Origin of the sequence: Pseudomonas sp. Z1-12, from assembly GCF_051132015.1 — a bacterium.
Lineage (GTDB): Bacteria > Pseudomonadota > Gammaproteobacteria > Pseudomonadales > Pseudomonadaceae > Aquipseudomonas > Aquipseudomonas zanjanensis.
Window position 1 is genome coordinate 6,028,838 of record NZ_CP071647.1, and the last position, 15,385, is coordinate 6,044,222.

At 64.1% G+C, this 15,385-nt stretch carries 10 protein-coding genes; 5 read left to right on the forward strand and 5 right to left on the reverse strand.

Going from position 1 to position 15,385, the window contains the following annotated elements:
* Nucleotides 1–257: 257 nt before the first annotated feature.
* On the reverse strand, nucleotides 258–1,187 hold the full coding sequence (locus J3P85_RS26360; protein WP_434704077.1) for an NAD-dependent epimerase/dehydratase family protein: 930 nt from the start codon (nucleotides 1,185–1,187) through the stop codon (nucleotides 258–260).
* Nucleotides 1,180–2,064 (reverse strand): sugar nucleotide-binding protein, encoded by an 885-nt coding sequence (locus J3P85_RS26365; RefSeq protein ID WP_053188636.1) that lies wholly within the window; start codon nucleotides 2,062–2,064, stop codon nucleotides 1,180–1,182. Before J3P85_RS26365 ends, J3P85_RS26360 begins: the two co-directional genes overlap by 8 nt.
* A gap of 293 nt (nucleotides 2,065–2,357) precedes the next feature.
* Here J3P85_RS26365 and J3P85_RS26370 point away from each other — a divergent pair, with 293 nt between their 5' ends.
* The gene (locus J3P85_RS26370) at nucleotides 2,358–6,671 is read left to right on the forward strand and encodes a DEAD/DEAH box helicase (RefSeq protein WP_434704078.1); all 4,314 of its coding nucleotides are present in this window, start codon (nucleotides 2,358–2,360) and stop codon (nucleotides 6,669–6,671) included.
* A 157-nt stretch (nucleotides 6,672–6,828) separates the two neighbouring features.
* Here J3P85_RS26370 and J3P85_RS26375 read toward each other — a convergent pair whose 3' ends face one another.
* On the reverse strand, nucleotides 6,829–8,838 hold the full coding sequence (locus J3P85_RS26375; RefSeq protein ID WP_434706428.1) for a mechanosensitive ion channel family protein: 2,010 nt from the start codon (nucleotides 8,836–8,838) through the stop codon (nucleotides 6,829–6,831).
* 356 nt (nucleotides 8,839–9,194) lie between these two features.
* Here J3P85_RS26375 and J3P85_RS26380 point away from each other — a divergent pair, with 356 nt between their 5' ends.
* Genes J3P85_RS26380 through J3P85_RS26395 form a run of 4 tightly spaced genes read left to right on the forward strand, consistent with a single transcriptional unit; the run spans nucleotide 9,195 to nucleotide 13,219 of the window.
* Entirely contained in the window at nucleotides 9,195–10,121 is a 927-nt protein-coding gene (locus J3P85_RS26380) for a DUF72 domain-containing protein (RefSeq protein WP_434704079.1), read from the forward strand.
* Nucleotides 10,118–10,930 (forward strand): endonuclease/exonuclease/phosphatase family protein, encoded by an 813-nt coding sequence (locus J3P85_RS26385; RefSeq protein ID WP_186707705.1) that lies wholly within the window; start codon nucleotides 10,118–10,120, stop codon nucleotides 10,928–10,930. Before J3P85_RS26380 ends, J3P85_RS26385 begins: the two co-directional genes overlap by 4 nt.
* Complete coding sequence (gene clsB, locus J3P85_RS26390) at nucleotides 10,927–12,225, forward strand: cardiolipin synthase ClsB (protein WP_186707707.1); 1,299 nt, start codon at nucleotides 10,927–10,929, stop codon at nucleotides 12,223–12,225. Before J3P85_RS26385 ends, clsB begins: the two co-directional genes overlap by 4 nt.
* The gene (locus tag J3P85_RS26395; RefSeq protein WP_207966116.1) at nucleotides 12,212–13,219 is read left to right on the forward strand and encodes a lysylphosphatidylglycerol synthase domain-containing protein; all 1,008 of its coding nucleotides are present in this window, start codon (nucleotides 12,212–12,214) and stop codon (nucleotides 13,217–13,219) included. Before clsB ends, J3P85_RS26395 begins: the two co-directional genes overlap by 14 nt.
* A 136-nt stretch (nucleotides 13,220–13,355) precedes the next feature.
* On the opposite strand, the gene J3P85_RS26400 is transcribed toward J3P85_RS26395, so the two are convergent.
* Together J3P85_RS26400 and J3P85_RS26405 are read right to left on the reverse strand one after the other, a co-directional pair.
* The gene (locus J3P85_RS26400) at nucleotides 13,356–14,114 is read right to left on the reverse strand and encodes an alpha/beta hydrolase family protein (RefSeq protein ID WP_250962630.1); all 759 of its coding nucleotides are present in this window, start codon (nucleotides 14,112–14,114) and stop codon (nucleotides 13,356–13,358) included.
* A complete protein-coding gene (locus tag J3P85_RS26405) occupies nucleotides 14,104–15,207 on the reverse strand; it encodes a DUF3182 family protein (protein ID WP_434704080.1) in 1,104 nt (367 codons plus the stop codon). The genes J3P85_RS26400 and J3P85_RS26405 overlap by 11 nt, the downstream gene beginning before the upstream one ends.
* Nucleotides 15,208–15,385: the final 178 nt, after the last annotated feature.

Sequence of the window (15,385 nt, forward strand, 5' to 3'; positions counted from 1 at the left end):
GAGATGACTACACATCCTGTGGCGAGGGAGCTTGCTCCCGCTGGGCTGCGAAGCAGACCCAAAGAATGTGCGACCGCTTCGCGCTCGAGCGGGAGCAAGCTCCCTCGCCACAGGTTTCACTTGCCGAAAATCACTGTGGGAGCGAGCTTGCTCCGGGCGGCGATCCGACGATAGCAGTGGATCAGCCAGCAATCATGTTGACTGACCCACCGCTATCGCGAGCAAGCTCGCTCCCACAGGTTTTGGGCGGCTGAAACTCAGCGCCCCAACAATCGCGCCAGGCCTACGCTCATCGGTGTCTGTTGTGGAAAGCTGAAGCGCTGCAACAGCCGATGGTTGTCCGCCCGGGAATGACGGATGTCCCCGGAACGCGCCGGGCCGTAGCTGATCGGCGGCAGGTCGCCCACCACGGCGGCCAGGGCCTGGAGCATCTGCTTGAGGGTCGTGGCCTGGTTCCAGCCGACGTTCACCGCACCCACTTCCACCTCGGGCTTCTCGATGGCCTGCACCAGCAAGTCCACCAGATCTTCCACATAGACAAAGTCCCGGGTCTGCTCGCCGTCGCCAAACACGGTGATCGGCAGGCCTTTCTGCGCCCGTTCGCTGAAGATGCTGATGACGCCCGAATACGGCGAGGACGGATCCTGGCGCGGGCCGTAGATGTTGAAGAAGCGGAACACCACCGGCTCCAGGTCGTGCTGGCGGCGATAGAAGTCGAAGTAGAACTCGCTGGCCAGTTTGTCCGAGGCATAGGGTGTGAGCGGGGCCTTGGGGGTGTCTTCGTCGATGGGCTCGCCTTCGCCGTTGTTGCCATAGACCGCCGCGCTGGAGGCGAACAGCACGCGTTTCACCCCGCTCTGGCGCATGGCTTCGCAGACATTCAGGGTGCCGATGAAATTGCTCTGGTGGGTGCGCACCGGGTCATCCACCGAGGCTTGCACCGAAGCCACCGCCGCCAGGTGCGCCACGGCGCTGCAACCGGCCATGGCCCGGGCCACCAGCGCGGCATCGGCGACGTCGCCTTCGATCAGTTCGACCGCCGGGTTGTCCAGCGGCAGGTTGCTGCGCTTGCCGGTAGACAGATCATCGAGGATCCGCACCGCATGCCCCTTGGCGAGCAAGGCGTCGGTCAGGTGCGAACCAATGAAACCCGCACCGCCGGTGATTAAAACAGGGCCTTCAGCCATGGCGATAAAACCTATCCAGTAAGCCCGGGAGGGCCGCGCGCCAGGCGCGGGGCTTGATCCCGAACGTGTGCAGAATTTTCTTGCAGGCCAGCACCGCGTGCTGCGGTTCTTCCGCGGCGTCCGGGCGTGCGGCATGAGCCTGGGGGGTGGGCGACTCGATGGCCAGCGGATGCAGGGCGCGGGCTTCGGTCAGGATCGCCTGGCCCAGCGCCAGCGGCGTGGTCGCCTCGTGCCCGGCGTAATGATAGGTGCCCCACAGCGGCGCCGCGCAATCGAGTTGCTTGAGCACCGAAATGATCACCCGCGCCGCATCGTCCACGGGGGTCGGGTTGCCGCGACGGTCGTCCGCCAGCAACAACTCTTCGGGCTGTTCGGCCCGGGCCAGGAAACGGCCGAGGATACCGTCGGCGCTGTCATCCAGCAGCCAGCCGAAGCGCAGCAGTACGTGTTGCGGGCAGGTGGCGCGCACGCTTTGCTCGATCCGCCAGAGCGCCTGGCCACGCACGCCCAAGGGCACCGGCTCGTCCTTTTCGCTGTAGGCCGTGGCGCGGGAACCGTCGAACACGCGATAGCTGGACGGTTGCAACAAGACGATGTTGTGGTGCTGGCACAGCTCGGCCAGGCGCTCGACAGCGCGCTCCTGGCTGGCCAGGCGCTGCTCGCTGACGGCCTCGGCCTGGAACCAGTCGAAGTAGTACGCCAGGTTGATCAAGGCGTCCGGACGGGTATCGTCGAGCAGTTGCGTCAGGCTCGCGGCATCCCAGCCGTCTTCGGGCGGGCGGGGGGCAAGAAAACCGATGTCTTCTTCTGCACCGAGGCGAATCAGCGCCTGCCCAAGGGCATTTCCGCCGCCCAGTAACATAAGGCGCATTCGCATAAAGTCAGCAGGCCCAGTCTATTGGCACAAGAATTTGGTCGATAACGCCCGCAGGCGTTGTCGGAATCGTTGCATTTTGCGGGTTTAGTGCGCAACCGTCATCCGCAATGTGCAGATCGCCGGGTTTGTGCAGGTCTTGGGGCCCTCATCGCGAGCAAGCTCGCTCCCACAGGGACCGCATGCACATTAGATCTCCTGTGGGAGCGAGCTTGCTCGCGATGAGGCCGGAACAGCCCATGGAGATCCCAGACGGTACTTGCATCTTCCCCACCCCACCCGCCTAAACTGCCCACATGAATCTGCCCCTTGCAGCCAACCACGCCATGGCAGGCTTTCACCCCGCCGTTCGCGCCTGGTTCAGCCAGACCTTCCCGGCGGTCACGGCCGCCCAGGCCCAGGCGTGGCCGTTGATCGGCCAGCGTCGCTCGGTGCTGGTCGCAGCGCCCACCGGCTCGGGCAAGACCCTGACGGCCTTTCTCGCCGTGCTCGATGACCTGGTGCACCGTGGCCTGGAACAAGGCGGCCTGCCGGACCAGACCCTGGTGGTCTATGTCTCGCCGCTCAAGGCCCTGAGCAACGACATCCAGATCAACCTGCAGAATCCCCTGGCCGGCATCACTGAACAGCTGCAGAAAATGGGCTTGCCGCCCTTGCCGATCACCACCGCCGTGCGCACCGGCGACACGCCGCAAAGAGACCGCTCGGCGATGCGCAAGACCGCGCCGCACATCCTAGTGACCACGCCCGAATCCCTCTACGTGCTACTCGGCTCCGATTCCGGCCGACAGATGCTCGCCAGCACCCGCACGGTCATCGTCGACGAAATCCACGCCATCGCCGCCAGCAAGCGCGGCAGCCACCTGGCCTTGAGCCTGGAGCGCCTGCAAGCCCTGTGCACCGAACCGCTGATGCGCATCGGTTTGTCGGCCACGCAAAAACCCATCGAAGCGGTCTCGCGGTTTCTCGTCGGCGAAGGACGCGCCTGTGAAATCGTCGACATCGGCCATGCCCGCCCCCGGGATTTGGACATCGAGGTGCCACCGGTGCCGCTGTCGGCGGTGATGGCCAACGACGTGTGGGAACTGGTCTACAACCGCCTCGCCGAACTGGCCCGGGAACATCGCACCACCCTGGTGTTCGTCAACACCCGGCGCCTGGCCGAACGCCTCAGCCGACACCTGAGCGAACGCCTGGGCAAGGACGCCGTGGCCGCTCACCACGGCAGCCTGGCCAAGGAGTTTCGCCTCGACGCCGAACAACGCCTGAAACGCGGTGAACTGCAGGTACTGATCGCCACCGCGTCCCTGGAGCTGGGCATCGATATCGGCGACGTCGACCTGGTCTGCCAGATCGCCTCGCCCCGTTCGATCTCGGCGTTCCTGCAAAGGGTTGGACGCTCCGGCCACCAGGTCGGCGGCACGCCCAAGGGGCGTCTGTTCGCCACCACCCGCGACGACTTGATTGAATGCGCCGCCCTGCTCGACTGCGTGCGCCGAGGCGAACTGGACATCCTGCACATCCCCAAGGCACCGCTGGACGTGCTGGCCCAGCAGATCGTCGCCGAAGTCAGTTGCCAGGAATGGTCGGAACAGGCGCTGCTGGACACCTTCCGCCGCGCCTCGCCTTATGCCGAGTTGGACGAAGGGCATTACCAGGCGCTGCTGCAAATGCTCGCCGAAGGCCTCAATGGCCGCCAAGGCGTGCGCAGCGCCTACCTGCACCGCGACGCCGTGACCCGAACCTTGCGCGGGCGCCGGGGCAGCAAGCTGACGGCGGTGACCAGCGGCGGCACCATTCCCGACAATGCCGACTACAGCGTGCTGCTCGAACCCCAGGGCTTGAACATCGGCAGCGTCAACGAAGACTTCGCGGTGGAGAGCATTGCCGGCGACGTATTCCAACTGGGCAATACCTCCTACCGCATCATCCGCGTCGAGACCGGCCGCGTGCGGGTCGAGGACGCCCAGGGCCAACCGCCGACCATCCCGTTCTGGCTCGGCGAAGCCCCGGGGCGCAGCGCCGAACTGTCTTTCGCCGTGGCGCGCCTGCAAGCCCAGCTCGACCACCTGCTGGCCGCCACGCCGGGCCACCTGCAACCAGCCCTCGATTGGTTGACCGGCACCTTGCGCCTGAACCTCGCCAGCGCCGAACAATTGGTCGATTACCTCGCCCCGGCGCGCCTGGCCTTCGGCGCCCTGCCGTCCCAGGACACGCTGCTGATGGAGCGGTTTTTCGACGAGTCCGGCGGCACGCAACTGATCATCCACACCCCCTTTGGCAGCCGCATCAACCGCGCCTGGGGCCTGGCCTTGCGCAAGCGCTTCTGCCGCACCTTCAACTTCGAATTGCAGGCTGCCGCCAGCGAAGACGCCATCGTGCTCTCACTGTCCACCAGCCACAGCTTCGAACTGGACGAAGTCTGGCGCTACCTCAACAGCCACAGCGCCGAGCAGATCCTGGTCCAGGCCGTGCTGGATGCGCCGCTGTTCGGCGTGCGCTGGCGCTGGAACGCGGGCGTGGCCCTGGCGTTGCCGCGCTACACCGGCGGGCGCAAGGTCGCCCCGCAAATCCAACGCATGAAGAGCGAAGACCTGATCGCCAGCGTGTTTCCGGACCAGATCGCCTGCCTGGAAAACCTCGCCGGCGAGCGTGAGATTCCCGACCACCCGCTGGTGGAGCAGACCCTCGACGATTGCCTGCACGAAGCCATGGACAGCGAAGGCTGGCTGGCATTGTTACGGCGCATGGAAGCGGGCGAGGTGCGCCTGATCAGCCGCGACCTGCCGGCGCCTTCGCCGCTGGCGGCGGAAATCCTCAGCGCCCGCCCCTACACCTTTCTCGACGACGCGCCGCTGGAAGAACGGCGGACCCAGGCGGTGATCAACCGGCGCTGGAGCGATCCACAGGCCACCGACGACCTGGGCGCGCTGGACGCCGAGGCCATCCAATCGGTCCGGGATGAGGCCTGGCCGACGCCGGCCAATCTCGATGAGATGCACGAAGCCTTGATGAGCCTGGCCTGCATCGCCGACAGCGAAGTCGACGCCCACGTGCCGTGGCTGGATTGGTTGCAGGCATTGGCGGCCAGTGGGCGCGCCAGCCACCTGCAGATCAGTGCCGAACGTGGTTTGTGGGTGCCGCTGGAACGCCTGACCTGCTTGCAAGCCATTTATCCACAGGCCCGGTGGCAACCGGCACTCACACCGTTGGCCGGTTTCGATGAAGCCTGGGACAGTGACGAAGCCCTGGTGGAAGTACTCCGCGCCCGCCTCAGTGCCTTTGGCCCGTTGCCGTTGAAGGCCATCGCTTACCCGTTGGGGTTGTCGACCCCGCAGGCCACCCAAGCCCTGGCGCAGCTTGAGCAGCAAGGCTACGTGCTGCGCGGGCGGTTCACGCCGGGCACCGGGCAGGAGGAATGGTGCGAGCGGCATTTGCTGGCGCGGATCCACCGCTACACGGTCAAGCGTCTGCGCCGGGAAATCGAGCCGGTGATGTTGCAGGACTTCATGCGGTTCCTGTTCGATTGGCAGCACCTGTCCTCGTCCACCCAGGGCCGGGGCAATGCCGTGCTGCCGTCGATCCTGAGCCAGTTCGAAGGCTACCCGGCCGCCGCGTCAGCCTGGGACAGCGACCTGTTGCCCGGGCGGATCAAGGATTATTCGCCCAGTTGGCTCGATGAGCTGTGCCGCAGTGGCAAATGGGTATGGACGCGCCTGAGCGCACGTCAAAAACCGTCTGCCAGTGCCCTGCGCAGCACGCCGGTGGTGTTGCTGCCCCGCAGTCAGGTGGCGTTGTGGAGCAGCTTGGCCGGGCAAACGCCCCTGGATGAACTGTCGCCCAAGACGCAAAAAGTCCATCAGGCCCTCAGTGAACACGGCGCGCTGTTTTTCGATGAGCTGGTCCACGAAGCCCACCTGCTGCGCAGCGAACTGGAAATCGCCTTGCAGGAGCTGGTGGGCGCCGGGTTGGTGAATGCCGACAGCTTTGCCGGCTTGCGCGCCCTGATTACGCCGGCCAGCAAACGCCAGGCCCGTAGCAGCCGGCGCGGGCGCGGCGCGTTTGTCGGCGGCATGGACGACGCCGGACGCTGGGCGTTGTTGCGCCGCAGCCCACTCGCCCCCGTGGAGGGCAACCGCCCCGTGCCCACCGCGCCAGAGACGTTGGAGCACATCGCCATGACCTTGCTGCGCCGTTACGGCGTGGTGTTCTGGCGCCTGCTGGAGCGCGAGGCCGACTGGCTGCCGAGCTGGCGCGAGCTGCTGCGCACCTTTCATCGCCTGGAGGCGCGGGGCGAGATTCGCGGCGGGCGTTTTGTCAGCGGCCTGGCGGGCGAGCAATTCGCCCTGCCCGAAGCCATCCCGCTGCTGCGCGAAACCCGCCGCCGCCCCACCGACGGTAGCCTGGTGGCGGTGTGCGGGGTCGATCCGCTGAACCTGGCCGGCACGTTGCTGCCGGGGGCGAAAGTGCCGGCGCTGGCGAGTAATCGGCTGGTTTACCGGGATGGGTTGCCGGTGGCGGCGCTGATTGCCGGCAAGCAGCAGCTTTGGGTGGAATTGGATGCTCAAGGGATGGCGGAGGTCAGGAGCAAGCTCATCCAGAAAGTTTGAGGGTGTCTGGGCGGGCCTCATCGCGAGCAAGCTCGCTCCCACAGGGTTTTCCATTCACCACAACCCTACTGTGGGAGCGAGCTTGCTCGCGATGAGGCCATAAGCCCCACCACAAACCTCAACTACTGAGATTGATCAGGCACCTCTTCCCCTTTTTTCACTTCTCCATCAACCGCTTCGGCATCACCACCTGCTGTGGATAAGTCTGCGCAAAATGCACCGCCGGGTGGTTATCCACAAGCTTCTTCAAGCGCTGGTTGAACGCCCGGCTCACCGCATACTGCCCACCCGACACGGTGCGGAACTGCGCCGTGAGTACCACGCCGTTGAGGTCCATCTTGTCCACGCCGAACACATCCAGCGGCCCTTGCAGGTTGAACTTGAGGAACGGGTCCTCGGCAATCGAACGCCCAGCTTCGCGAATCAACCCGATGGCCTCGTCCACGTCAGTGTCGTAGGTGAATTGCACGGAGAAGAACGCAAAGGCGAATTGCCGGGACTGGTTGGTCACGGCCTTGATCTGGCCGAACGGCACCGAATGCACGAAGCCCTTGCCGTCGCGCAGGCGCAGGGTGCGGATGGTCAGGCCTTCGACGGTGCCGGCATGGCCGGAACTGAGCACCACCCAGTCGCCGATGGACAGCGTGTCTTCGATGATGATGAACAACCCGGTGATCACGTCCTGCACCAGTTGCTGGGACCCGAAACCGATCGCCAGCCCCACCACCCCGGCACCGGCCAGCAACGGTGCGACGTTGATGCCCAGGTTGGCCATGGTGGTGATTGCGCAAATCACCACCAGGATGATTTTCGCGGCGTTGCGCAACAGCGGCAGGATGGTCTTGACCCGGGTGCTGGGCTGGCGCGCGCCGCGCTTGTTCAGCGGCGGCTTCAAGGCTTCCTGGATCGCCGTGTCGAGCACCACCCACGTCAGCCAGGTCATCAGGACGATCAGGCCGATGCGGCTCAAGGAATCACTGATCGCCCGACCGATGGCATTGCGCGAGGCGAATTCGAACAGGGATATCCCCCAGATTCGTCCGAGGATTTCAATGAATGCCACCGCCATGACGATGCGTAGCAAGGCGTGCAGCAGACTTAGCAAACGGCCCTTGTAGGCGCTGTTGCGCTGGATGGCTTCGGCCTTGGGCGACTTGAAGACATGTTGGAACACGGTGCTGAGAAACACCGTGGCGATCAGCAGGATGGTGGTGAACAAGGCACAACGCAGGGCTTTCTGGTTGTCCTCGCCGACGCCGATCAGGCTCACCGCCGACACCAGCACCATCAGCAGGATCGGCCAATACCAGAGCCCGGAGAAAATCCGCAGCGACTCCTGCAAGGCCGGCTGCTTCAAGCGCTGGGCCAGCGGGCGGTTGCGAATCAAGTGCGCCACTGGCCGGCGCATGTGAATCACCAGCCAGCCAAAGATCATCGACGCCGACAGCCCGGTGAACACCGCGACGCTGCTGGTGATGTTACCGCCCAGTTGCCGGGCGATCTGCGGGCTGGTCAGGGCATCGCTGAGGGCGGCGAGAAAGCCGATCAGAAACAACGGCCGCGGGCTGAAGCGCCGAATGATCGCCACCGCGCGACGCTTGTGCCCGGCGTTGAACATGACGATCACGCAGAGCAACACCGAGGTGGAGAAAATACCGCTGCTGGTGGCGTAGGCGAAGCACAGCGCCAGGGCACGACCGACCGAGACTTGCAGAAAGTGGCTGATATAGAGGGTCAGCGGCAGGCACGCCACCGCCGGCAAGGTATAGGGCAGCAGGTAACCGAGCAGGTCGTGCACGCGCTGACGGGTACGCAACCAACGGCGCCGACCGAGACGCCGCACCAGCAATCGCGCGCCAGCCCACAGCAGGGCAAACGTCCCCAGCCACACGCCGGAGAGTAAAAGGAAATCCCCCGCCACCCGCCAGGACGACCGGGATGTCTGGTCCACCAGCCGGTCCACCTCGTCCGCCGCCCGGTCCGCCCGCAGGCGCCAGGCATCCACCAGGCTCTGGTTGAGGTCGAGTTTGTCCTGGACGTCGTCGATGCTCGAACTGATGGCCCCCAACAGACCGCCCTGCACCAACGGCGCGGGCTCGGCGGGCGGTTCGTCGGGCTTGGCGGTGCCGGGGACAGCGGCGGTCCCGTAGGCGCTGGTGCCGGTCATCGCCAGCAACAACAGCAGCAATACAGTGCTCAATCGAGACAAAACGCGAGGCTCCTTCACACGGGATGGGTAAGGAACTGATCAATATTGGGCCGGCAAGTTCGCCCGGAAGATCAATACAACCTCCTGTGACAAGGGATTTATGTGTGGGAGCAAGGCTTGCCCGCGATGCAGGCGCCTCAATCTCTGAAAGACCGCAGTGCCTGCATCGCGGGCAAGCCTTGCTCCCACATAAATCCCCTCGCCACAGTGTCACCGTCTGCTCCACCGTCGGTAAGACCATCGAAACTTTCCAGCTCGCGCGGCGGTCATCAAAAGACACAGGCGGTACGAGGTCATTGGCACGGGAGGGATACATGACGGCGATCCACATTGGTATTTCCGGCTGGCGCTACACGCCTTGGCGGGGGGATTTCTACCCCAAGGGGCTGACCCAGAAACGGGAATTGCAATTCGCCTCGCGAGCGGTCAACAGTATCGAAATCAATGGATCGTTCTACGCCCTGCAACGCCCCGAACGGTATGCCCAATGGTATGCCGAGACCCCACCCGGCTTCGTGTTCAGCGTCAAGGCCCCGCGTTTCATCACCCATATCAAACGCCTTCGGGACATCCATAAGCCTTTGGCCAACTTTTTCGCCTCCGGGGTGCTGGAGCTCAAGGAGAAACTGGGGGCGATCCTCTGGCAGTTCCCGCCCAGCTTCAAATTCGACCCTGGGCTGTTCGAGGACTTTCTCAAGCAACTGCCCCACGACACCGAAGGCGCCGCCGCCCTGGCCCGAGAGCACGAGCCGCGCCTGGACGGCCACGCCAGCACCGAGACGGATAAGAAACGCCCACTGCGCCACGCCGTGGAGATCCGCCACGAAAGCTTTATCGACCCGCACTTCGTCACGTTGCTCAAGCGCTACAACGTGGCCCTGGTGGTCGCCGACACCGCCGGTAAATGGCCCTATCGCGAAGACGTCACCAGCGATTTCGTCTACCTGCGCCTGCACGGCGCCGAGGAGCTGTACGCCAGCGGCTACACCGACGAGGCGTTGAAGCGCTGGGGCGACCGGATCGAGGCCTGGAGCCACGGCAAGCAGCCGAGCGATGCGCACCTGATCGACCCGGACAAGAAACTCCGGGCACGCAAGAGCCGGGAAGTGTTCTGCTATTTCGACAACGACATCAAAGTCCGCGCGCCCTACGACGCACGTCATTTGCTGGAACGCTTCCATCTGGACAAGGACCTCGCCACCGCGCCCGGCGAGCGCCCGGCCGAAGGGGTGCTGCCATGAACCGTCCAGAACACAGCGAAGCGACCCACGAGCCGACTCAACAACGGCCCCACGATCTCGACCGGGTCAGCCGTTTCACCGTGCTGACGGTCAATACCCACAAGGGTTTCACCGCCCTGAACCGACGCTTCATCCTGCCGGAGCTGCGCGAAGCGGTGCGCAGTGTCTCCGCCGACGTGGTGTTCCTGCAGGAAGTCCACGGCACCCACGAGCACCATCCCCAGCGCTACAGCAACTGGCCGAGCATGCCGCAATACGAATTCCTCGCCGACACCCTCTGGCCGCAGTTCGCTTACGGACGCAATGCGGTATACCCGGCGGGCGACCACGGCAATGCGCTGCTGTCGAAATTCCAGATCATTCGCCACGAGAATCTCGACGTGTCCATCAGCGGCCACGAAAGCCGCGGCATGCTCCACAGCGTGCTGCGCCTGCCGGGCGGCGAAGGGCAGGAGGTGCATGCCATTTGCGTGCACCTGGGTTTGCGCGAAGGCCATCGCGTCGAGCAATTGAAACTGCTTTGCCAGCGCCTGAGCGAATTGCCGTCCGACGCGCCGGTGATTGTCGCCGGCGACTTCAACGACTGGCGCGGCAAGGCCAACGACCTGCTCCAACCTTGCGGCCTACGAGAAGTATTCGCCGAACAGTGGGGCAAACCGGCCCGCAGCTTTCCGGCACGCCTGCCGATCCTGCGCCTGGACCGCATCTACGTGCGCAACCTCAAGGCCCATCACGCCAAGGTATTGAATGTACGCCCCTGGTCGCACCTTTCCGACCACGCACCGCTGTCGGTGGAGATCGAATTATGAGCGCGACGATGAACAAGGCGACGGTGGAAAAGATCGAGGTGCCGCCGACCGAACGCAACCCGGCGCTGGCCGACATCGAATACGGCTGGCACGGCAACAACCGCGTCATCCTGCTGGAAAATGGCGAGGAGTATTTCCCTCGGGTGTTCGAGGCGATTCGCCGTGCCCAGGAAGAAATCCTCCTTGAGACCTTCATTCTCTTCGAGGACAAGGTCGGCTGTGAATTGCGGGACCTGCTGGTGGATGCGGCCCGACGCGGCGTGCGGATCACCGTCAACCTCGACGGCTTCGGCTGCGGTGAGTTGACCACCGAGTTCCTGGCATCGTTGAGCGACGCCGGGGTGCGCTTGCAGATGTTCGACCCGGCGCCCCGGCACTTGGGGATCCGCACCAACTGGTTCCGTCGCCTGCACCGCAAGATCGTGGTGGTAGACGGGGTGATTGCGTTCATCGGCGGGATCAATTTTTCCGCCGACCACCTGGGGGATTTCGGCCCCGAGGCCAAGCAGGATTATTCCGTGGAGGTCAAAGGCCCGGCGGTGGTGGATATCCATCACTTCGCGCTGCTGCAGAGCGGCCGGCCCGCCCGGGCCAAGTATTGGTGGCAACGCCGCCGCAGCCGGCGCAACGAGCTGGCGTTCAGCGACCATGACGGCCAGGTGCGCCTGGTCTACCGGGACAACCACGAGCACCAGACCGACATCGAAGAGGTCTACCAACAAGTGCTGCGCAGCGCCAAACGGCGGGTGGTGATCGCCAATGCCTATTTTTTCCCCGGCTACCGGTTGCTTCGCGAGATCCGCAATGCCGCCCGGCGCGGGGTGGAGGTGCGGCTGATCCTGCAAGGGCAGCCGGACATGATGATCGCCAAGCTCGCGGCGCGGATGCTTTACGACTATCTGCTCAAGGCCGGCGTGACGATCTATGAATATTGCGAGCGGCCGCTGCACGGCAAGGTCGCCCTGGTGGATGAGGATTGGAGCACCGTCGGCTCGAGCAACCTCGACCCGTTGAGCCTGTCGCTGAACCTGGAAGCCAACGTGCTGATCCGCGACCGGGCGTTCAACCGCGAGCTGTTCGAGCGCCTCGATCACCTGAGCCGCGAACACTGCACCGCCATGCCCGAAAACCATGCACCCCGGGGCCTGCTGTGGCGCATGACCATCGGTTTCATGGTGTTCCACTTTCTGCGTCATTTCCCGGCCTGGGCCGGCTGGTTGCCGGCTCACAAACCGCGTCTGAAACCTTTTTCGCCGCCAACGGCGGTCCGGAGCGAACCCCATGAACCACTCTGAAGCGCACACCGCGCCGAGGGATGCCCATGCGCCGGAGCAGGCCAAGCCCAAATCCCGCTGGAGTCGCTGGAAACGCCCGCTGACCCTGGCGTTCTTCCTGCTGCTGATCGTGCTGTTCACGGCCTTGGCCCGGCGCATCGACTGGTCCGAAGTGTTTGCCACCCTGGCCGATTTCAAGGTGCGCACCTTGATCATCGCCGCCGCGCTGACCATCACCAGTTTCATCACCTATGCCTGCTTCGACCTGATCGGTCGCACCTACATCCGCCAGAAGCTCGGTTGGCGACAGATCCTGCCGGTGGGGGTGATCAGCTACGCCTTCAACCTCAACCTCAGCGCCTGGGTCGGCGGCATCGCCATGCGCTACCGGCTGTATTCGCGACTGGGGGTCAGTAGCGGGAACATCGCCAAGATCCTCGGCCTGAGCCTGGCCACCAATTGGTTCGGCTACATGACCCTGGCCGGCGTGGTGTTCAGCAGCGGCCTGGTGACGATGCCGCCGGGCTGGAAACTCAGCAGCACTGCACTGCAAGGCGTGGGCGTGCTGTTATTGCTGGCAAGTGCCGGGTACCTGGCGGCCTGTCGGTTTTCCAAGCGTCGGGCCTGGACCGTGCGCGGCATGGAGATCAACCTGCCGTCGCCACGCATGGCGGTGCTGCAACTGGCCTTGGGCGCCCTGAACTGGTCGCTGATGGCAGCGGTGATCTTCACGTTGCTGCCCAGCAAACTGGATTACCCGGTGGTACTCGGGGTGTTACTGATCAGCAGCATTGCCGGGGTCATCACTCATATTCCGGCGGGGCTCGGGGTGTTGGAGGCGGTGTTCGTCGCGCTGTTGCAACACGAGGTGTCGCGGGGCAGCCTGCTGGCGGGGTTGATTGCCTACCGGGCGATCTACTTCATCCTGCCGTTGCTGATTACGGTGGTGATGTATTTGGTGATCGAAGCGAAGGCCAAGGCGTTGCGGGTCAAGCCTGGGCTCAAGCCCAAGTGATGGGTTGCCTGGCCTGGCCCCATCGCGAGCAAGCTCGCTCCCACAGGGGATTTGTAGCGTTCGAAAAATTGGGTTCGCACAGATCCATTGTGGGAGCGAGCCTGCTCGCGAAGGGGCCCGCCCAGACACCACATGCCTACCGCGCCTGAATAATGCTCAACCGCTCTCCCACCACCATTTCCGTGATCCAGTCCACCAGGATCGAGGTGTAAGCCTGTTGTGACACGGGGTCGCTCAAGGCATGGTCGGCGCCGTCGATGATCCGGTGCGTCAATGAATGGGTCTGCTGGCACGCCGCCCGATAACTCATGATCGTGGCATGGGGCACGTAGGTATCGGTCTCGGATTCCACCAGCAACACGTCACCGGTGAACTGCGAACATGCCTGCAAGGCGCGATTGGTGCTGGCGTGCACCAGGGTGCTGCGGTAATCCAGCAGGTCGGTCTTGTCCAGGTCGCGCTTGGGGGTGTGCCACTGCTCGTCGCGGTACAGCGCCGGCACCCGCAGGGCCAGCCAGCGCACCGGACGCAGCGACGTCAGGATCGAGGCCAGGTAACCGCCATAACTGGTGCCCACCACGGCAATCGCCGAAGTATCCAAGGCCGGATGGGCGAGCAAGCGGTCGTATGCCGCCAACAGATCCCGCAGGTTGTCCTCGCGAGTGACCCGGGACAAGGGGATCCCCGCCCCGCCCGTGTGCCCGCGCAAGTCGAAGGTCAGGCACACGCAACCGAGGCCGGCGATGCCTTTGGCCCGTTCCAGGTCTCGTTCCTGGCTGCCGCCCCAACCGTGTACAAACAACACGCCAGGGACCTTCGACTTGGGGCTGAGGAAGGTCCCGTTCATATGCTCGTCATCAATTGCAATCTGGATCGTTTCGCTTCTAGCCGTCATAGGATTGAACCGTTACGTATTTGAGTAGGAAATCACCATTTTCCGCCGCGCCGCGATACACCTCCCTGGCACCGGTCGGCAGCGGTTGGTCGCGGTAGGTCTCCACCGAGGACACCCGCACCGCGCTGGTTTCAGGCGCTTCGACGAACACCTGCAACGCCGCCAGCTCGGCACTGCTGGCCCCGCCCATGCGCCAGGATTGTTCCAGCACACCGCCACGGGGCTGGCCGCCGGCATCCAGGCCTTGGGCGATGTCGTAGTTGCGCCGCGACGCAAAAAAGCTCGGGTAGGCCTGGTTGGCGGCGTCATCGAACACTTGTGCCAGGCGCACCGCCTCGCGCACATCGTCGGGCAGTTCGAGCCTGAGCAACTCTATATAGCCGCCTTGCACCACCAGCAGGTCCGACCCGCCATAAACCTCCAGCCCTTGGCTGTCGTGGGTCAGGTGCTGCACGCCGCAATAGCTCATGACCTTGCCGTTGATGAAGCTCTGGCCGACGCTCTGGGTCTTGACCTCGTTGAGGTGCTGTTCCAGCACCACCCCTTCGCGAAACAGCGCCAGGGCGTCAGGATCGGCAACGATTTCATCGAACTGCGCCAGGCTCTTGATCAGCCGTTGGCCACGCCCGGCACAGGCGTGGATCGGCTTGAGGCGGATCGGCCCGGTGTAGAGCAAATGTTCGGCGGCTGGGCGCGCATCCTTGAGGGAAAAGACGGTCACACCATCAAGCACCGCGCCACGGGTGAGCTTGGCAAACAGGGGCGACCAGCCTTTGGGTGCCACGGCGTCCTTATTCAACAGACCGTGGGTAATCGCCTTGGTGCAGATAAAATCGTGCTCGACGTACCCTCCCCACACATCTTCGGGCCCCTTGACGCTCAAGCGCATCAAGGCTTCAGGGCCGATCAGGGTTTGTGTGGGCAACAGGTATAGATCATGACCGGCCTGGGAATCATGACGGTCGCCGCACTCCCATCCCAGGATCTGTGCCAGCCACTGGGCCAGTGCACGGTTGGTCTCGATTTCATGACGCGGCGCTTGTGGATTGACCGAATAGGCCACGACCCGTTTGTTGCGATTGACTGATGTCATGCGGTGCCCTTTTTCCTGCGCTCGATGGCTTGAGAAAAGGGAAGGTGCAGAGATCAGGCCAACGGTGAGATGAGCGATGAGTGTCAGCCAAGCGGGCGCATTGTGCGCGGTTGATAGCACCTGGCCTGTTTCATTCTGCACGACCCAAGGCAGGCATCCCGCAAATTGCACGATGCCA

Excerpts from the sequence above, each read along its gene's own strand:
- J3P85_RS26360 (WP_434704077.1), bottom strand. The coding sequence starts at position 1,187 with ATGGCTGAAGGCCCTGTTTTAATCACCGGCGGTGCGGGTTTCATTGGT.
- J3P85_RS26380 (WP_434704079.1), top strand. The coding sequence starts at position 9,195 with ATGACGGCGATCCACATTGGTATTTCCGGCTGGCGCTACACGCCTTGG.
- J3P85_RS26385 (WP_186707705.1), top strand. The coding sequence starts at position 10,118 with ATGAACCGTCCAGAACACAGCGAAGCGACCCACGAGCCGACTCAACAA.
- J3P85_RS26405 (WP_434704080.1), bottom strand. The coding sequence starts at position 15,207 with ATGACATCAGTCAATCGCAACAAACGGGTCGTGGCCTATTCGGTCAAT.
- J3P85_RS26370 (WP_434704078.1), top strand. The coding sequence starts at position 2,358 with ATGAATCTGCCCCTTGCAGCCAACCACGCCATGGCAGGCTTTCACCCC.
- J3P85_RS26400 (WP_250962630.1), bottom strand. The coding sequence starts at position 14,114 with ATGACGGCTAGAAGCGAAACGATCCAGATTGCAATTGATGACGAGCAT.
- J3P85_RS26375 (WP_434706428.1), bottom strand. The coding sequence starts at position 8,838 with ATGACCGGCACCAGCGCCTACGGGACCGCCGCTGTCCCCGGCACCGCC.
- J3P85_RS26365 (WP_053188636.1), bottom strand. The coding sequence starts at position 2,064 with ATGCGAATGCGCCTTATGTTACTGGGCGGCGGAAATGCCCTTGGGCAG.
- J3P85_RS26395 (WP_207966116.1), top strand. The coding sequence starts at position 12,212 with ATGAACCACTCTGAAGCGCACACCGCGCCGAGGGATGCCCATGCGCCG.
- clsB (WP_186707707.1), top strand. The coding sequence starts at position 10,927 with ATGAGCGCGACGATGAACAAGGCGACGGTGGAAAAGATCGAGGTGCCG.